The organism is Salinivibrio proteolyticus (assembly GCF_027286365.1).
GTDB lineage: Bacteria > Pseudomonadota > Gammaproteobacteria > Enterobacterales > Vibrionaceae > Salinivibrio > Salinivibrio proteolyticus.
Genome location: NZ_CP114584.1, coordinates 141,734 through 159,805, shown reverse-complemented (window position 1 = coordinate 159,805; position 18,072 = coordinate 141,734). Strand labels below are relative to the sequence as shown.

Here is an 18,072-nt window from a genome sequence, read left to right as displayed (position 1 = left end):
CTATCCGTTAAGGTGGAATTGAAAGGTTTGTTCTAACAGCGGCTGAGCCTGAGCGGTGAGCGCAATGGGTTCGCCGTTTATACAACGCCTTGGATCCATCGTCACAAATCCCCAAAACTGCAAAAAGCGCTCAATAAATCGCGTTTCGATGAGTCCGCTTAACAACGCTTCCGGCGGGGCGTAATCGTTCGTTGGGAACGCCTTTAACACATCAGGAAAAGCAACCATCACTTCTTGAGTAAGCTGATCGATGCTGTGATGCGCTTGTATGCGCCACAACATGAATACCCAAAAGGTGCGCAAATCAACATCGTATTCAAAGCTATCTAAATACGCCCAGTTATATTTGCCGGTTGCCGCCGCCAGCATCGGCTTAAAAAAGGCTTGCACGCCCATGTCTTGATACTGTTTTTGCGCCGCTTTTTTCACATGATAACGGCCGCTGCGTCGGTAGATAATACCGCTAATTTCGGCCAGCACACGGGTATAGTGCAAGGCATTGAATTTGTCTTCGTTAAACCCAGCAAACTCGCTGATACTAATGTGGCGTTGGAATTGAGAAACTGAAAACTCAGGCAATAATTCACTGGCTTGTTTGACCAACTTAGCCGGTAAGTTGCCTTTGTTGGTTGCTTTAAAAGCACCGCCTTGCGCCATCGCATGTTCAAGCATCAGATCCAAATATCGCATCACTGGGCTGGCGGAAAGATCGGCGGGTGTCGTGATCGTCACCCACTGTAATTGATCAAACGGCGCATAAAGCCAATTGGTCATTTGCGCGGGTGTCACACCACAAAAATCGGGATGAGGTTGATTATTGCGATCCTGCACTTGGCGCTGTAACACAGCATTAAGTTCATCGATACTCATACCTGGGTTATTCGCCAGCATGGTTTCAGCGTCGTCAACGACTTGCGCATGTTGCTTAGACACGCCGCCCATACAACAACGTTTGAATTTTTTACCACTGCCACAATGGCAAGGATCGTTGCGACCGAGCTTCATTACTGTCCCCTCTTATTTGTTATAGAAACAGCGCGGTATTTTCCTGTAAACGGTGATAAATTACCAAACTGCTGCAAATAGCCGTCTGTATACTGAAAAAAAACACCTTGTCGATTCTGAGCCAAGATCCCTACAGCAACCTGCTCTCCTGAACTTAACGTACGGGTGACAGTAAGCTTTTGAATCGGTCTAAAACTCATCTTTTAGTACCTCATCAATACTCGAGGGCGCAGTGACGCGCTCTTTATGCGGCTGAGTGAGCTGATAAAGCCTGTCCAATGAGTCTAGAGTCTGCCAAAGCAACAGCAATTGGCGAAAGGAAATTTGTCCAGTCAGCTCAAACTTTTTAATCGTTGAGGCAGGCACGCAGCTTCGCTTTGCCAGTGCAGCTCGTGACAGTTTTGCGTGCTGACGCAACGCCCGCAAATAAGCTGCATAGGCTTGGCTTACATCGCTATCATCCAGTAAGGTGAAATTCATCTTCAATGACCATTGGACACTATTATATCCAATATAGCGGAAAATAAACCAAATTGGCTACTATTATATCCACCACTCCATATCTTCCATCAAGCTTTTGCTGATGAAGCACCCCCGATGTTGGATATCCAACTACTGGGGGTTACCTCATTTTTACCAGAGGGGCCTGGGCGTGCGCTTAACTCACCGCTTCAGGCTTTTTTTCGGCCACCGGTTGCTCGGCACGGCGCTTGTGTTTGCGGTATTTAGGATGGGTGATCGGAATGGCAGAGAGTAGCGTTTGGGTGTACTCGTGCTGCGGCTGATGGTAGACGGTTTCGGTCGGCCCCTCTTCTACCACATGACCAAAGTACATCACCGCCACCTTATCGGAGATATGACGGACCACCGATAAGTCGTGCGAGATAAAAATCATCGCCAAGTTCATCTCTTGCTGGAGTTTCAACAACAGATTAAGAATTTGTGCCTGCACCGATACATCCAAAGCGGAGACCGACTCGTCACAAATCAGCAGTTTCGGTTTAAGGGCGATCGCTCGCGCAATACCAATTCGCTGGCGCTGACCACCCGAAAACTCATGCGGATAGCGGTTTACCGCATCATGGGGTAAACCGACTTTGTCTAATAGCTCAAGTACCCACTGACGACGCTCTTTCGCGGTGCCAATATTGTGAATAATAAAGGGCTCTTCTAAGATCCCGCCGATGGTATGGCGCTGGTTTAGCGACTCGAGCGGGTCTTGAAAGACAATCTGCATGTCTTTGCGCAGTGGCCGCATCTGACGTGGCGATAAATGCGTGATGTCTTTACCTTCAAAGAAAATTTTTCCTTCGGTAGGCTCAAACAGCTTAAGCATGGTACGGCCAAGGGTGCTTTTGCCACATCCCGACTCACCGACCAGCCCGAGTGTTTCACCTTGTGACACCGAGAGCGATACGCCATCGACGGCTTTAATGGTATAGCCTTGACGAAGCAGGCCTTTGCCCGAGACAAAATACTGCTTCAGATTTTCTACTCTGAGGACTTCCTTGCTCATCTCGTTCTCCTGCAACTACGTGGATGATGGCGCAGCATCAAAGTCTTCCAACGGACGAATATCAATCATCTGCTTGGGTTGATGGTGACGCCCTGGCATTAATCCCAGCAAACGCTTGGTATACGGATGAGCTGGATGATCAAAGAGGGTGAAAATATCTGCCCGTTCGCGAATTTGGCCATCGTACATCACCGCCACATCGTCACATACCTCGGCGACCACTCCCAGATCGTGGGTGATAAAAATCACCGCCATGCCGGTTTCTTCTTGCAGCTCGTTAATCAAATCCAAAATCGAGGCCTGCACCGTTACATCCAAGGCGGTGGTTGGCTCATCACAAATCAAGATATCAGGCTTGCAGGCCAGTGCCATCGCGATCATTACCCGCTGACGCATCCCGCCGGACAGGTTATGTGGATACTCGTTCAGTCGCTTTTCTGGCATCGGGATTTTCACCTTAGCCAGCATGTCGAGCGCACACGCCGCGCGTGCTTTTTTGTCCAGCTCTGGGCGGTGTAGCGTCAAGACTTCATTGATTTGTCGGCCAATAGTGTGCACAGGGTTTAACGCTGTCATCGGGTCTTGAAAGATAATCGAGATCCGATTGCCGCGCATTGCATAGCGCTCTTTGGCGGGCAGAGTGACCAAGTCGGTCCCGCGGTACAAGATTTCGCCGCCCGTGACTTGCCCATAAGGCTTAGGGAGTAAGCCCATGATTGACATCGCAGTGACACTTTTGCCGCTACCCGACTCGCCTACCAAGCCGAGCGTGCGCCCGGCTTTGACCTCAAAGCTCACCCCGTGAAGTACCTCACGGGGGCCATCGTCAGTGGTAAAATTAACGGTCAAATCCTTAACCGATAGAATGACATCCTGCGTCATAATCGCCTCTACAGCTTGTATCTGTCATCAATGATGGTTACAGGTTCAAAGGCTTTACCTTCGTCCATTGCTTCTTCGGTGGCTTCTTTCATCGCTTCATCAATCCAGTATGTGCCAAGACCAATCACCGACCCGTTACTTATCATGGTTTCTGTGCGCTTGGTCATCGCGTTATCTGGGATTTGTACATAACGCCAAAAGCCTTGACGTACATATGGCACCATGTAACCCGGGGCAATCACGCTCGCCTCAGAAATCTTAGCGCGGATCTGGTGCGACAACTGATACTTCTTCTCCAGATCAAACTCCGTTTTGTACGCCATAATTAACGCGTCCAACTCTGGAGCGCTGTAATTGGTATGGTTATTGGTTTGCGCTTTATTGGCATTATCCGAGTGGAAGTATTCCCAATAGGCAGGAACTTCGGAAGTGCCCATATTGAGAAAGGCAATTTGGTGCTTTTTCTCCAACACGTATTTAAACGCCGATGAGCCATCGACCAAGTTAATGGTAAATTCCAGACCCGCTTTTTTAGCTTGTTCTTTTAAGTAAGCAATACGCGGCGTGTGGTGTTGATAACCATAAGTGATCGCAAAGCTTAAACGCTCGCCTTTGTCGTTGATACGAATGCCATCTGGCCCCACCTGATTAAAGCCGGCTTTTTCGAAATAGCTGACCGCTTTTTTAGGATCGAACGCAGGCGGTGTTGCTCCATCGTTGTCGTATTCACCATGACCAAAGCCCATCGCATGCGGCTTACGCGAGTAGTCACCACGGGTAATTTTTTTGATCATGCCATCAAAGTCAGTGGCATAGATGATGCCTTTGCGCACATTGATGTCATCCAGCAATGGCATGGCGGTATTTAGCCACAAGCCACCCGCACCAACCGGGATCTCGTTATATCCCCAATACTTAGTGATGTAGCCCTTTCTATAGGGTTCAGATTGGGTTTTGTCGTGCCAGATATCGGGCAGAGTCAAATCGAACACATCCAAATTGCCTTTTTCAAAGTGCTTCATGGCAATGTCATTATCTCGGATCACGCGCATTCGAATCTTATCGACGTTGTAGCGATGTTGATAATACGGGTTGGTATAACCCCACCAGTCATCCACGTGCTCAAAGGTGACGCTACGGCCTTTTTGCACTCGTCCTAACGCATAAGGCCCCACTGTAGGCTCGGCCTTAAAGTTATAGCGGCGCACATAGTCATCAGCGATACCATCTTGGTTTTCATCTTTGCGTGGGTTGGCATAAAAATGGGCAGGGCGTGGAACGAGACTGCCAAGGATATACAGCAAATCGTCATCGTTTTTCTCAATCGCGCTATGCACGGCAATGGTGTGCGCATCGATTTTTTCGACACCACCAATCGTGTTGGTGTAATAATCATTGTACCAAGGGGCAACGATGTCTTTGGAGCGATAAAACTGCATCATAAAGACAAAGTCATCCGCGGTGACGGGTTTGCCATCAGACCAGGTTGCGTCTGGGTTGAGCTTAAAGTAGATAGTTTTATGATCATCGCCAAACGCCCACTCGTTGGCCAAATCCGGGATCCATTCCAACGTGTCAGGGTGACGTTTCACCAATGAGGGCATTTCATCAAGGAAATAGCTACGTAGACCTGAGTTGGAGTCTGGGCCAACGGTGCGCAATGTCTGTGGAAAGCTCAATAAATGGGTACGCAGTGTACCACCACGTTTTGCCTCTGGTGAGCCAATTTTGGGGGCATCCCAGTTGGTTTGCCAATTGAGGTTTTCAGGCAACGAGGCTGCCCAACCGCTCAGGCTAAACATCGAGATTGAGGTCGCAAGGATCAGTTTTTTCATCGTGATGTCCCTATCGTGATTCACACATTGCTCACTGTGCTAATAATTAATCGTAACGGGTGAATTTTTTCGGATCGAAGGCGGCGCGCACCGCTTCACCAATAAAGGTCACCATCACCAATACCACCACCAGTGAGGTCACCACAGATGCAACAATCCATGGCGCATCCAAATTCGATTTGCCTTGCTGCAACAGCTCCCCCCAACTTGGCGTCGGTGGCATCAGCCCCAAGCCGAGATAATCCAGCGCTGTTAGCGCGGTAATATTGAGGGCGATGGTAAAGGGCGCCAAAGTAACAATCATCACCATGGTGTTGGGTAAAATATGACGGAAAAGGATCCGGCTGGTTGAGGCGCCTAGTGCACGCGCAGCCATCACATAATCGCGGGCCGACTCTTTATAGGTCATGGTGCGCATATACCAAGTGATCGCCATCCAACCAAACAGTACGTTAATCCCTACAAAGAGGGCAAAGGTCGGCTGAAGAATCGAGACCAATATCATGATCACGTACAGGAACGGCACCATCGACCAGATTTCGATAAAGCGCTGGAAAAACAAGTCAAACTTACCGCCCCAAAAGCCCATTGCACAACCTACCGCAGTGCCAATCGCATACGAGGCGGCCATGGTCAGCAATGCAAAGCCCATCGCGGTACGAAAGCCATAGACAAGGCGGGCGAGAATATCGCGTCCGATCTCATCGGTGCCAAGATAGTGTTTGTTTTCGGCACTTGGCGCGGTCGGCGGGAAGTCACCGCTAAAGTCTTGTTCCAGTGGGTTCCACGGCACCAATGGCATGATCACATAGTTGTCCCCTGCTTGTGCCTCAAAGGCTTTGGCGAGTTGACGATAGTTAGCTTCGCTAGTGCCCACTTGACCAAAATCACTCGCCAAGTGCACATCACTCAGTACCGGGAAATAGTACTCGCCGTCGTATTTGACCATTAACGCTTTACTGTTAATAAAAAACTCGGCGAACAGCGACAACACCAGCATCAAGGCAAGGATGATAAACGACCAGTAACCGCGTTTAATTTGTTTAAAGCTGCGGATTTTCTTTTGAGTTAAAGGGCTAAACGTCAACATATCAAGATCCAAACTTCACGCGAGGGTCAACCATAGCAACACAGATATCAGAGATAATGTTACCAGCCAGCAGTAAAAGCGCATTGATGGCGACAATGCCCATCACCACCGGATAGTCACGCTCCATAATCGACTCATAGCCAAGTAAGCCAATGCCGTTGATATTGAAAATCACTTCAATCAAAAACGCGCCAGTCATAAAGAACAATAAAGAGTTACCAAAATGGCTGGCTATCGGAATTAAGCTATTGCGCAGTGCGTGCTTGCGCACCGCCGAACGGAACGGCAACCCTTTGGCGATGGCTGTGCGGATATAATCGGCAGATAAGTTTTCCATCAGGTTGTTTTTCATCGTCATGGTCAGGGTGGCAAAATCACCAATCAGATAACAAATCAGCGGCAGTACCGCATGCCACATCACATCTTTAGCGCGCTCCCAAAAACTGGTCGCGTCGTAGTAAGCATCGCCCACAAAGCCTCCCATCGGGAACCACTCGAGGTGATAGCTAAACAAGGTGATCAGCAATACCCCGACCACATAGCCGGGCAAGGCAAACCCGATAAAGATCAGCACAGAGGAAGAGGAGTCAAACACCGAACCGTGTTTGAGGGCTTTGTAATAACCGAGCGGAAGAGAGATAAAATAGCTGATAAAGAAGGTCATCCCGCCGTAAAACAACGAGACGGGCAGACGCTCGGCGATCATGTCAGTGACTGGCTCGTAGTAGCGCGTCGACTCGCCCAAGTCGAAATTGGCAAGTTTACCCAGCCAATCTACATAGGCTTCCAGCACCGGCTTATCGAGTCCGTAAAAGGCGCGTAACTCGGCAATTTGGTCTTCCGATAACGCCGAGCTGTCACCAGCACGCTGCAGGCTAGAGCCACCATCGGCTTGTGCTTGCATTTGCGTCATCATCCGCTCGACCGGTCCCCCAGGCACAAGACGGGTGATACCAAAGATCAAAATGGTAATGCCAAGAAAAGTCGGCACCACCAATAACAACCGACGTAAAAAGTACGACAGCATAGTCCACTACTCCCTGTTAACTATGTTTCAGCTAACTGATGCTTGGGCAGGCGACATTGGCCTACCTTCTCACAAATGGTTTTATGCCATCCTAGGCGTAAAAACATTTATCCGTATGACACGCTTCAATTAAGTGGTCTATATTTATCTTGATTTGCCGACACAATCAACGATCTCCACTTGCACAGCGAGACTTTTTTTCTCTTTCGATACCAGCCACTTACAAAATAAAAAAAACAACATTCATTCACATGACAGTAAGATTACAGAATATGACAAACCTATCAATTGAGTGTTTGCTCTAGAAATTTACGCAAAAAAAGCGCATAAATTTCCGTAGACGCTATAAACACAATTGTCAAATTAATGTCATTTTTTGTTAACTCATGTCAGTTTAAAACTGGACCAACAGCTTTTTCGTTGAACATGTGAACGCTACTACTACTGATGCACGCATTAGGTAGATTATGCGGCGACAAGCCCAACAATGTTAAATAGTTGTATATTCTTTAAATTCATTCATATCCAGCATATCCACTCATCGCACAACCAAGCACACCCATCCCGCCTCACATGAAACTATTATCTAACAATAAATAAAAGACCAGTCATATAGACATGTTTGTTCGCAGCAAATCAAAATAAACCACCAAAATAAACGGGATAAGCCATGACAGCGCAGATAGAGAGTGTCGCTGTCACTTGTTTGACGCCTAGACGAAACATTCGGTATATCTGGCTGTCATGCGCGCTCAGGGATAAGAGCAGTACTGAAGATACGCGCTGAAGAAGTAGTCAAATGACAGGGAGCAATTAAGGATGAAGACAAGAACAACGGCACTGTCTGTTGCCATTGGTCTCGCAGTGGGATCACTTACATTCGCCTCAACCGCCATCGCGGACGAGCAACCAGAACAAGCGCAAGAGCTGCAGAAGCTGAAAGTAACGGGATCGCGTATATCACGTGCTGAAGTTGAAGGACCAAGTCCTATTACTGTAGTTAGCAGTGAGGATATCCAAGCTAAAGGCTTTAACAGTGCGCAAGACATTCTCAACAGCTTAACTCAAAATACCGGCGGTAACCTGTCGCAAACGAACTCTTTTAGTTTTACCCCAGCCGCACAGTCAGTGAACCTACGTGGCCTTGGGGCATCGCGCACACTTATTTTGATTGACGGTCGTCGCCTACCTCAATACCCACTAGCACAAAATGGCTCAACAAACTTCCAAGATATTGGCCAGATCCCCGTTGCTGCCATTGAGCGTGTTGAGGTACTTACAGATTCGGGGTCAGCCGTTTATGGGTCAGACGCTATTGGTGGGGTAGTGAACTTCATCATGAAAAAAGGCTTTGACGGTGTTTCTGTTAAAGGTCGCCATGGTCAAACGACCAGCGGTGGGTATTCAGCAGATCGTCTCGATGTGGTCGCCGGTAAAGACTTCGATTCAAAACGTGTATTCTTCGTTGGCCAATTTGCTGGCAACGATATTCTCAAGCAAAAAGACAAAAGCTGGGCCGGCGACGATAACTCAGCACGCTCGGCCTTGAGTGGTTACTCGAGCTACGGGGCAAGCTTCGTGGATGCGAGCGACAATATCACCTTACCGAGTGAAAACTGTAAAGATTTTCTCGAGGGGGACGGCGTCGCGCGTGCGGATGGAAAATGTGGTTTTAACCGAGCGTCACGTCGGACCTTAAAACCGGAAAACAAGCAAGCGGATCTAATGCTTCGTGGTGAATTCGATATTACACCTGATTTGATGGCCACGGCAGAAGCACGGTTTAACCACAAAGAAACCAACTCTACGTTTGAGCCTGGCGCATTAAAAGTCGAAACCGATGCGACTCACAGCCGAGGAGAAGGTACCTATACTCGACGCATGGTCGAATTTGGCAACCGTGAGAACAACACAGAATCGCGCTCTTACGGAATCACTGTCGGGCTCGATGGCTACGTGAGCGACTATAGCTGGGATGCTTATGCAAGCTACTCAGAGCAGAAAGTTGAAACGGATAATCCAGCCATTTTTGCCAGTATCGGCGATGCGGTGAAAAACGACGAAATCGATCTTCTTGCTCGTCTTTCTCCGGAGACCGTAGAAAAATATAAGGGAAGGTCGACCAAAAACGCACGTACTAAACTTTATTCAGTGAACTCCTCATTGGGTGGCGATTTAATTGAACTTCCTGCGGGGATGTCGAGCTTCTCGGTATACGGCGAGTGGAACCGAACTGATTATCTCGAAACCATCGATGAAAATACCAAAAACAGCCGTTTTGAAGGTTTAGGCGGTTCATCCGGTGGTGGCGACCGCGATCAGATCGGGTTGGGCGTTGAAGCCTTGGTTCCTATCATTGAAAACCTTGAAATGACACTCGCGGGTCGCTATGACCACTATTTTGACGATTCGTCAACCGGTGGCGCCTTTACGCCAAAAGTCTCTCTAGCTTATCGTCCTACTGATACTCTGCTATTGCGTGGTAGTTACGGGCTTGGGTTCCGTGCACCCGATCTGAAGCGCCTGTTCGGCGATGATACCAAGGCATTTGGTAGCGGCTTTGACCCTGTATTGTGTAAAAATGCAGGGGGCAATGGCCCACAGGATAGCGACTCAATCCCTGAGTGTGATACCCAAAGCTTCGATGTCACTTCTGGGCCAAACAAAGAGCTTGAAGAAGAAGAAAGCACCAATATTAACTTGGGTCTGGTGTGGGAACCTGTTGAAGATCTCGGTCTGACACTAGACTGGTATCGCATCAAGATGGAAAACGTGGTCACAGCACCAAGCTATCAAGATGTAATCAATGAGCCAAGTAAATATGCCGGTGCGGAAGTGAAGCGCAACAGTGATGGCGAGATCGATAATGTGATTTATGGTCCGGTCAACCAAGCGTCCGAGCTGCGCTCAGGTATCGACCTATCAATCTCTTATTCTTACGATACTCAAAATTACGGTACCTTCAGCCCTAAACTGTCAGTGACTAAGATCATTGACGCTGAATATCGCGAGAACGATGGTGAACCACTCATCGATGAAACCGACTTCTTACCTGAGTATACAGCCACATTGAACCTCGGCTGGGTCATGGGCGATTACAGCGTCAATGTCTTTGGTAAATATCGCGACAGTATGTGTACGGGTTATGCCAATCGATACTATTTCGATACCTGCCAAGACGCTAAAGATGCTGGACAGCAAACCAAAGTATCGAGCATGACAACTTGGAACTTAACGGCGACTTACGCCTTCAATGAGCAAGGTAAGGTCACTGTAGGTGCTATCAATATGTTTGATAAACAACCACCTGCAGACCCGCTGAGTGATACATCACCATTCTATGCGTATGACTATGACAGCCCTCTGGGACGTCAACTCTACGTTGAAGCCGAATATAACTTCTAACTCAAACCTGGCGCGGTTTCGCCGCGCCTTATTTCTCTGCAATTTAACAGGTAACAGATATGGTACGTAAGGGATTAAGTAACGCCATTCTCAGTTCTCTGTTGCTGACCAGCTCGTTTGCGATGGCTACTTCTACTAATGACGTTGTGTCGGCGGTAGAAAGTAAAAATAACGCAGGACAAGCATCGCAACAAAAAATTGATCAATACAGCGAACAAACCGAAGGCATGCTCGCGGAATATAAGGCGGTTTTACGTCAGCTTGACAGTATGCGTATTTATAACAACCAGCTTGATCGTATGGTGAGTTCGCAAAACAGTGAAGTGGCGTCACTGGAAAAGCAAATTAACCAGATTGATCAGACCGCGATGGAAATTGTTCCACTGACACTCAAAATGATTGATTCGCTCGATCAATTCGTGCAACTCGATTTACCGTTTCAGCTCAACGAACGCGAAAAACGCATTGCCAGCCTTCGCGAAATGATGGATCGCGCCGATGTCACAACATCCGAGAAGTTCCGTCGCGTGCTTGAGGCTTACCAAATCGAAGAAGGCTTTTCTCGTAACATTGAAGCCTACAAAGCCAGCATGGAACGTGACGGCGATGTCAAAACCTATGACTTTCTTCGTGTAGGGCGGACAGCGCTGTTCTACCAGTCACCTGATGGCGCAGAAACCGGGATGTGGAACAAGCAAACTAACCAATGGGAATCACTTCCTGAAGGCTATCGTGACGCGGTTGAGCAAGGTCTGCGTATCGCGAAGAAGCAAGCACCACCTGCACTGATTGAGCTACCTGTCTTTACAGGGGAGAAGTAATGATGAAGGGAATCAAGTATCTTCTAACCGGTATCACTGCCCTATCTTTATCGTTAAGCAGTGTACATGCCAACACTTTGGATGAGCTTCTCAACCAAGTGAAGAACGACCGTGTGACCGAGTCACAGCAAAACCGAGAGCGTGAAGCGGCGTTTTTGGCGGATAAAGAAAACCAAGCGGCACTCCTCGCTGAAGCCAAACAGCAATTGGCTTTCGAGACCCAACGCGGCGAACAACTTAAAGCCACATTCGATGCGAACGACCAGAAACTGGCGGAATTGGCAGATACCTTACGTCAGCGTTCTGGCTCACTGGGTGAAATGTTTGGCGTGGTTCGTCAATTCTCTGGTGAATTTAAAGGTATCTTCCATGCCTCGCAAAACGCTGTGCAATTCCCGAGCCGAGATGCGCTGCTGACCAAGCTTGCCGAGAGCAAAGAGTTGCCCTCTATCAATGAGCTCGAGCAATTCTGGCAAACGGTGATGGAGCAGATGATCGTATCGGGCGATACCTCGACGGTTCCTGCAACTGTGGTGTATGGCGAAGGCAGCGAAGCGAGCGATGAAGTCACACTCATTGGTGAATTTAACGCCATTGCCAACGGTAAATACCTGACTTACGTCCCTGAGACGGGAAAATTTGAAGAACTCGCCCGCCAGCCAGCTAGCAATATTTTGTCGAACGTGTCTGCATTTGAGTCAGCATCCAGTGCCTACGCGCCACTTTATCTTGATCCATCACGTGGTGTGATCCTTTCCCTACTGGTGCAAAGCCCTAACGTACAAGAGCGTATCGACCAAGGTGGATTGGTAGGTTACATCATCCTTGTCATGGGTGCGGTTGGTGTCCTCATCGCGCTGTTGTGCTACCTACGCCTATCTGTAATTGGCAGCAAGATGCGTAAACAGAAGAAGAGTGACGCAGTCTTGAAAGACAACCCACTGGGTGAAGTCATCCAAGCCTACAAAGAACACCAAGGCTCCAGCTTAGAAGACTTGGAAGCGAAACTGGATGAAATCATCATGCGCAATGCGCCTAAGATTGAACGCTTTATTGGCTCAATCAAGTTATTCGCATCGGTGGCACCGCTACTCGGCCTACTCGGTACGGTCATGGGGATGATTGGAACCTTCCAGGCTATTACCTTGTTTGGTACCGGTGATCCTAAGCTAATGGCTGGCGGCATTTCAGAAGCCTTGGTCACTACCATGCTTGGCCTCGTCGTCGCGATTCCGTTGCTGTTCCTCTACACCTTCGTACACAGTAAAGGGCGTCGATTGGTACAAACCCTTGAGGAACAAAGCGCTGGCTTTATTGCACGATATCAGGAAAAGCTTCATACAGCGGAAAGCTAAGGAGATGTCATGCAATGGATACTCTCTGAGTTAGCGTCGATTCGACACTTTCTCGGCATGGGTGGCGATGTACTGGTCGCCATCTTTGTGCTCAGCGTCTTTCTGTGGTGTGCGCTGTTAGAGCGTTGGTTTTACTTCATTTTTGTAGCACCTCGTGCGGCAAAATCGGTAGTCAGCCAATGGCAACAGCGTCCAGAGCATCGCAGTTGGGCTGCGCGAATGATACGGCAAGAACTGGTTTCAATCCGCGACATAGAAAATAAACGCGGATTACCCATTGTCAAAGTGTTGATCGCGATGTGCCCTTTATTGGGCTTGTTAGGGACCGTTGTGGGTATGATCCATGTGTTCGATACATTAGCGGTAGTAGGCACGGGGAGTCCTCGGGCGATGGCTTCAGGGATTTCTAAAGCCACTATCCCGACGTTAGCGGGAATGGTCGCCTCCTTGTCCGGTCTGTTTTTCAGCACACGCCTGGATCATCTTGCCAAAACATCAACGCGTAAGCTTGAAGACAAGCTTAAGCATGTCACCTCGTAAAAGGATTTAAGGTAGCGACATGAAACGACGTTATAGCAATGAAGGGAATGATGAAGCGGCGATCGACATGACACCCATGTTGGATATCGTCTTCATTATGTTGATCTTTTTTATCGTCACCACTTCGTTCGTCAAAGAAGCGGGTATTGACGTCAATCGACCCAGTGCGAATACCGCACAGACCGTCAGTAAAGGCAACATCATGGTCGCCGTCGGTCCTGCGGGTGATGTCTGGGTTGATAAACGCCGTGTTGAAGTCGGTGCGGTACGCGCCAATATTGAGCGCTTACGTGCAGAAAGCCCAGAAGGCGCGGTCGTCATCCAAGCAGATCAAGAAGCAAGTGCGGGTGTTGTTGTTGACGTCATGGACCAAATCAAAATGGCCGGTGTGGATAGCATCTCGATTGCAGCGAAAAGCAAGGACTAGCGTATGCGTTATTTGGCGTCGATTGTGCTCGCATTATTCGTCTCGCTGGGTTTGTTTTGGGGCATGGATAAAATCGTCAACAAAGAGCGCCATGAATTAACTGGCGACGAGACTCAGCGAATTATCGAGTTTGTGCGCATCAAACCTGATGAAAAGATCAAAGAAAGAAAGCGTGAGCTTCCAAAGCCTCAGCCACCGAAGAAGCCGCCACCACCACCGGAAATGAAGGTGACATCTACGGTGAAGCCACAGATGGATCAAGTGAAGCTTGATATGCCTAACTTGGACTTGCCGGTGAACATTTCCGGCGGTTCGGTACTGGGTCACTACAGCCAAGGCGGTGGCGGGATGGCCGGTAATCAGGGGCCAACCCCTTTAGCGACCTTCTTACCGCAAATGCCTCGCAAAGCGGCACGAGCAGGGTTAGAAAAAGGGATTGTGTTACTTGAGTTTACCGTCAATGAGCAAGGGGGCGTGGAAGACGTTCAAGTTCTTGAAGAAGACCCGCGCCGTATGGGACTCCGACGAGCCGCGCAAAAAACGGTGCAACAATGGCGGTTTAAGCCCAAGGTTGTAGACGGCAAACCCGTCAAGGCTCGGCTTTCTCAAGAAATAGAGTTTTCGATTAACTAGGACGGCCATCATGAAAAACACATTAACACGGATGTTGGCTTTAGCGCTGTTTGCTTTGAGCCTTTCAAGCGTGTCCTATGGTGCCAATAACCCGGAGCTATCGGACCGGACGTATCGCACCGTCAATAAAGTGCAAAAGTACATCGCTAACGAGGCCTATAAAGATGCAAAGGCAGAGCTTGAGAGCGCCCTTGATCGCAGTGGTAATAAGAAATATGACCAAGCCGTGCTACTTCAGCAGCTTGGTTATATTTACTCAATTGAAGATAACTACGCGAAAGCGACCGAGTACTTTGCGCAAGCGCTAAAGATTGATGCTTTGCCTGTAGCTGTCGCACAGCAAGTCAGATACAGCCTGGCTCAGCTCTATATGGTACAGGAGAAATTTGCTAACACGATTGCGCTGATGAAGCAGTGGTTTCAAATTCAACTGAGTGAAGGAGAGGAAAAGCCAGATGCCATGAGCTACATGACATTGGCGAGTGCCTATGTCCAACAAGAGCAGTTTAAGCAAGCGATCCCCGAGATAAAGCAGGCCATCGCCCTCAGCGATAAGCCGAGTGAGTCTTGGTATATGATGCTCATGTCTGCCTATTATCAAACCAATGATTTGGCAAACACTGCCAACGTCCTGACCACGTTGACCGAGCTATTCCCAGAGAAAAAACAGTATTGGAAGCAACTGTCGGGAATAGAAATGGAGCGCGGTAAGGATGGTAAAGCACTTGCAGCGCTTGAGTCCGCTTATAAGCTCGGCTTGCTCGATGAGGAAAAAGAAATCCTCAGGCTCACTGACTTTTTAGCCTATCAATCTATTCCTTTTCGTGCCGCTACGACACTGGCCAAGGAGATAGAAAAGGGCACGGTAGAAAAAACCAGTGAGCACTTAGACAAGCTTGGCCAGTATTGGCACCAAGCGAAAGAACTCACTAAAGCGATTACCAGTTATCGTGCAGCCTATGCGTTGGACGCCGATCCGAAAACCAAACTCAAGATCGCTCGCTTAATGATCCAAGACCAACAGTACAAGAACATTATTGACTTTGCGTCGGATAAACAGGGTGTTCCCTTCGATGTTGCTGCTGAGCTGGAGTACTTAAAAGGGATGGCCTACTTCGAGTTGGAGAACAACGCAGCTGCACTCAAAGCCATGCAACAAGCGGCGAAGTCGAACGAACTTAAGCCCATGGCTTCCCCTTGGATTGCATTCTTGACGAATAGCTAACCATGGCAACACCACTGCTTTTCTTTTATGCCGAGCTCCTTTTTTGCTCGGCTTTTTTTACCCTCATGGACTGAGCACAACTCCTATTGAAAAGGAAAACGACAATGAAAACTCCCGCACTCAGTGCCGCAGCGTTGGCCATGACCCTCGGCACAGCACACGGCGCTGATCACGCCGATCCCTTTTTATGGTTGGAAGAAGTTGAGAGCGAGCAAGCCCTTACTTGGGTAAAAAAACAGAATGCCTCGACAAACGACATGCTTACCCACCACCCAAGCTACTCGACCTTCTACCAAGATAGCCTTGATGTATTAAATGCCACTGACCGTCTCGCCTATCCGTCTCGTCGTGGCGACTACTATTATAACTTCTGGCAGGATGATACCCATGTCAAAGGTCTCTATCGACGTACCACGCCCGATAGTTATGCGAAAGCGAAGCCTGAATGGGAAACCGTCATTGATGTCGATGCACTCGCTAAAGCAGAAGGTGAAGACTGGGTACTTAAGGGCGTCGATTGCTATGCACCTGCCTACCAACGCTGCATGGTAGCACTCTCGCGCGGTGGCGCCGACGCCACAGTTAAACGCGAATTCGACCTCACGACCAAACAATTTATTGCCGATGGCTTTTCACTCAGCGAGGCCAAAAGCGACATTACCTGGTTGGATAATGATCACTTACTCGTGGCAACGGATTTTGGTGAAGGAACATTGACCGATTCAGGCTATCCACGCCTCGTCAAAAAATGGCAACGCGGTACCTCACTCAAAGACGCACCTGTGGTTTATGAAGGGAGCCCTCGCTCCGTCTCCGTCGGTATGTTCACATTGCGAGATGCCCACTCAAGGGTGACACTCGTCCGTGAAGGCGAAACCTTTTATCGCCAACAAACATTCTGGCTCGACAGGAACACCCTACGCCCCCTCACTCTGCCCGCTGACAGTGAGATCCTCGGCTACTTTGAAGGCGCTTTGTTCTTCCAGCTCAAGTCAGACTTTCACCAAGGCGACACCCGTTTCCAACAGGGCAGTATCCTCTCTGCTGAGTTGACTGACCTAACGGCAGAACAGCCACACTATCAAGCATTTCTTGCTCCCGACACAAAAACCAGTATCGAGTCCGTTGATTTCACGGCACGCCATATCATTGTCAGCGAGCTGAATGATGTCAGTTCACGTATTCGCGTGTTGCATAAAGACGCCAAAGGGAATTGGCAACAAAAGCCTGTTGCACTCGAAGAAAACACCCATATGCGTGTATTCAACACCTCGCCAGAGCATGATGACTTTTTCGTTGACGTATCAAGCTTCTTAACGCCGCCTTCTATCTACCGGGTAGACGCTCAGTCGCATGAGACGCGACATCTAAAATCAACGCCACCTAAATTTGACGCCAATGATTTAGTCGTCGAGCAACACTTTGCGACCTCTAAAGATGGCACACAAGTCCCCTACTTTTTGGTGGCCTCTAAAGCCTTAAAACGCGATGGTAAAAATCCAACCTTGTTGTACGGATACGGTGGCTTTGAAGTGAGTCTAACCCCCCACTACAGTGCGTTACTTGGTAAAAACTGGCTAGAAAAAGGTGGGGTTTATGTCCTCGCCAACATTCGCGGTGGCGGTGAGTATGGCCCTGCTTGGCACCTTGCGGCACTCAAACATCAAAGACACAAAGCCTACCAAGATTTTGAGGCCGTCGCAGAAGATGTGATTAACAAAAAAATCACCACACCTGCCCACCTTGGTATTCAAGGTGGCAGCAATGGTGGCCTGCTGGTCGGCGCTGCCGTGACACGTCGTCCAGAGCTCTATCAAGCCGTGGTTTGCCAGGTGCCATTGTTGGACATGAAACGTTTCAATAAGCTATTGGCGGGAGCCAGTTGGATGGCGGAATACGGCAATCCTGATACCGAAGCAGATTGGGCCTACCTTAAAACGTACTCGCCCTATCACAACCTCAGTCAGGATACAGCTTATCCTCGCGTGCTATTCACCACCTCAACTCGCGATGACAGAGTTCATCCTGCTCACGCACGTAAAATGGTGGCCAAAATGCAGGCGATGGGCCACGACGTTCTTTACTATGAAAACATGGAAGGGGGTCATGCGGGCGCCTCAAACAACGCGACCCGTGCTGCCATGTATGCCAGAACCTATACCTATCTCGCAAGCCAGCTGGCTTTACGCACCGATAGCGACTAATGCCCCTACAGGAAGAGGGTTGGTAATTTTCAGTAATCCTCTACAATTGGTTGGGTTATGCCGAGCATGTAGATGCTCGGCTTTTTTTCACCCTATTGACCCAAAGA

At 48.8% G+C, this 18,072-nt stretch carries 15 protein-coding genes and 1 pseudogene; 8 read left to right on the top strand and 8 right to left on the bottom strand.

Going from position 1 to position 18,072, the window contains the following annotated elements; genetic code table 11:
* From N7E60_RS00775 to N7E60_RS00740, 8 genes and pseudogenes are all read right to left on the bottom strand, one after another.
* Positions 1–1,005, bottom strand: a complete 1,005-nt coding sequence (locus N7E60_RS00775; RefSeq protein WP_269597875.1) for a YecA family protein — start codon at positions 1,003–1,005, stop codon at positions 1–3.
* A gap of 44 nt (positions 1,006–1,049) precedes the next feature.
* Positions 1,050–1,205 (bottom strand): annotated as a pseudogene (locus N7E60_RS00770) (type II toxin-antitoxin system HipA family toxin); the annotation flags it as partial.
* The gene (locus tag N7E60_RS00765) at positions 1,195–1,485 is read right to left on the bottom strand and encodes a helix-turn-helix domain-containing protein (protein WP_269597874.1); all 291 of its coding nucleotides are present in this window, start codon (positions 1,483–1,485) and stop codon (positions 1,195–1,197) included. The gene N7E60_RS00765 and the pseudogene N7E60_RS00770, both read right to left, overlap by 11 nt.
* A gap of 178 nt (positions 1,486–1,663) precedes the next feature.
* A complete protein-coding gene (locus N7E60_RS00760) occupies positions 1,664–2,521 on the bottom strand; it encodes an ABC transporter ATP-binding protein (RefSeq protein ID WP_269597873.1) in 858 nt (285 codons plus the stop codon).
* Between the two features lie 15 nt (positions 2,522–2,536).
* Positions 2,537–3,403, bottom strand: a complete 867-nt coding sequence (locus N7E60_RS00755; protein ID WP_077666400.1) for an ABC transporter ATP-binding protein — start codon at positions 3,401–3,403, stop codon at positions 2,537–2,539.
* An 8-nt stretch (positions 3,404–3,411) separates the two neighbouring features.
* Complete coding sequence (locus tag N7E60_RS00750) at positions 3,412–5,238, bottom strand: extracellular solute-binding protein (protein WP_269597872.1); 1,827 nt, start codon at positions 5,236–5,238, stop codon at positions 3,412–3,414.
* 46 nt (positions 5,239–5,284) lie between these two features.
* On the bottom strand, positions 5,285–6,328 hold the full coding sequence (locus N7E60_RS00745) for an ABC transporter permease (RefSeq protein ID WP_167313839.1): 1,044 nt from the start codon (positions 6,326–6,328) through the stop codon (positions 5,285–5,287).
* A gap of 1 nt (position 6,329) precedes the next feature.
* Complete coding sequence (locus N7E60_RS00740; RefSeq protein WP_077455045.1) at positions 6,330–7,355, bottom strand: ABC transporter permease; 1,026 nt, start codon at positions 7,353–7,355, stop codon at positions 6,330–6,332.
* 819 nt (positions 7,356–8,174) lie between these two features.
* Here N7E60_RS00740 and N7E60_RS00735 point away from each other — a divergent pair.
* From N7E60_RS00735 to N7E60_RS00700, 8 genes are all read left to right on the top strand, one after another.
* A complete protein-coding gene (locus N7E60_RS00735; RefSeq protein WP_269597870.1) occupies positions 8,175–10,760 on the top strand; it encodes a TonB-dependent receptor plug domain-containing protein in 2,586 nt (861 codons plus the stop codon).
* Between the two features lie 59 nt (positions 10,761–10,819).
* Positions 10,820–11,581, top strand: coding sequence for a DUF3450 domain-containing protein (locus N7E60_RS00730; protein ID WP_269597869.1), 762 nt, complete (start codon positions 10,820–10,822; stop codon positions 11,579–11,581).
* A 2-nt stretch (positions 11,582–11,583) separates the two neighbouring features.
* Complete coding sequence (locus tag N7E60_RS00725; RefSeq protein WP_269598525.1) at positions 11,584–12,936, top strand: MotA/TolQ/ExbB proton channel family protein; 1,353 nt, start codon at positions 11,584–11,586, stop codon at positions 12,934–12,936.
* Between the two features lie 9 nt (positions 12,937–12,945).
* A complete protein-coding gene (locus N7E60_RS00720) occupies positions 12,946–13,476 on the top strand; it encodes a MotA/TolQ/ExbB proton channel family protein (protein WP_069588959.1) in 531 nt (176 codons plus the stop codon).
* A 19-nt stretch (positions 13,477–13,495) separates the two neighbouring features.
* Positions 13,496–13,903 carry an ExbD/TolR family protein gene (locus N7E60_RS00715; RefSeq protein ID WP_069588961.1) on the top strand — a complete coding sequence of 136 codons (408 nt, stop codon included), beginning with the start codon at positions 13,496–13,498 and terminating at the stop codon, positions 13,901–13,903.
* A gap of 3 nt (positions 13,904–13,906) precedes the next feature.
* Positions 13,907–14,536, top strand: coding sequence for an energy transducer TonB (locus N7E60_RS00710; RefSeq protein WP_069588963.1), 630 nt, complete (start codon positions 13,907–13,909; stop codon positions 14,534–14,536).
* A gap of 10 nt (positions 14,537–14,546) precedes the next feature.
* Entirely contained in the window at positions 14,547–15,761 is a 1,215-nt protein-coding gene (locus tag N7E60_RS00705; RefSeq protein WP_269597868.1) for a tetratricopeptide repeat protein, read from the top strand.
* 104 nt (positions 15,762–15,865) lie between these two features.
* Complete coding sequence (locus N7E60_RS00700; protein WP_269597867.1) at positions 15,866–17,965, top strand: prolyl oligopeptidase family serine peptidase; 2,100 nt, start codon at positions 15,866–15,868, stop codon at positions 17,963–17,965.
* Positions 17,966–18,072: the final 107 nt, after the last annotated feature.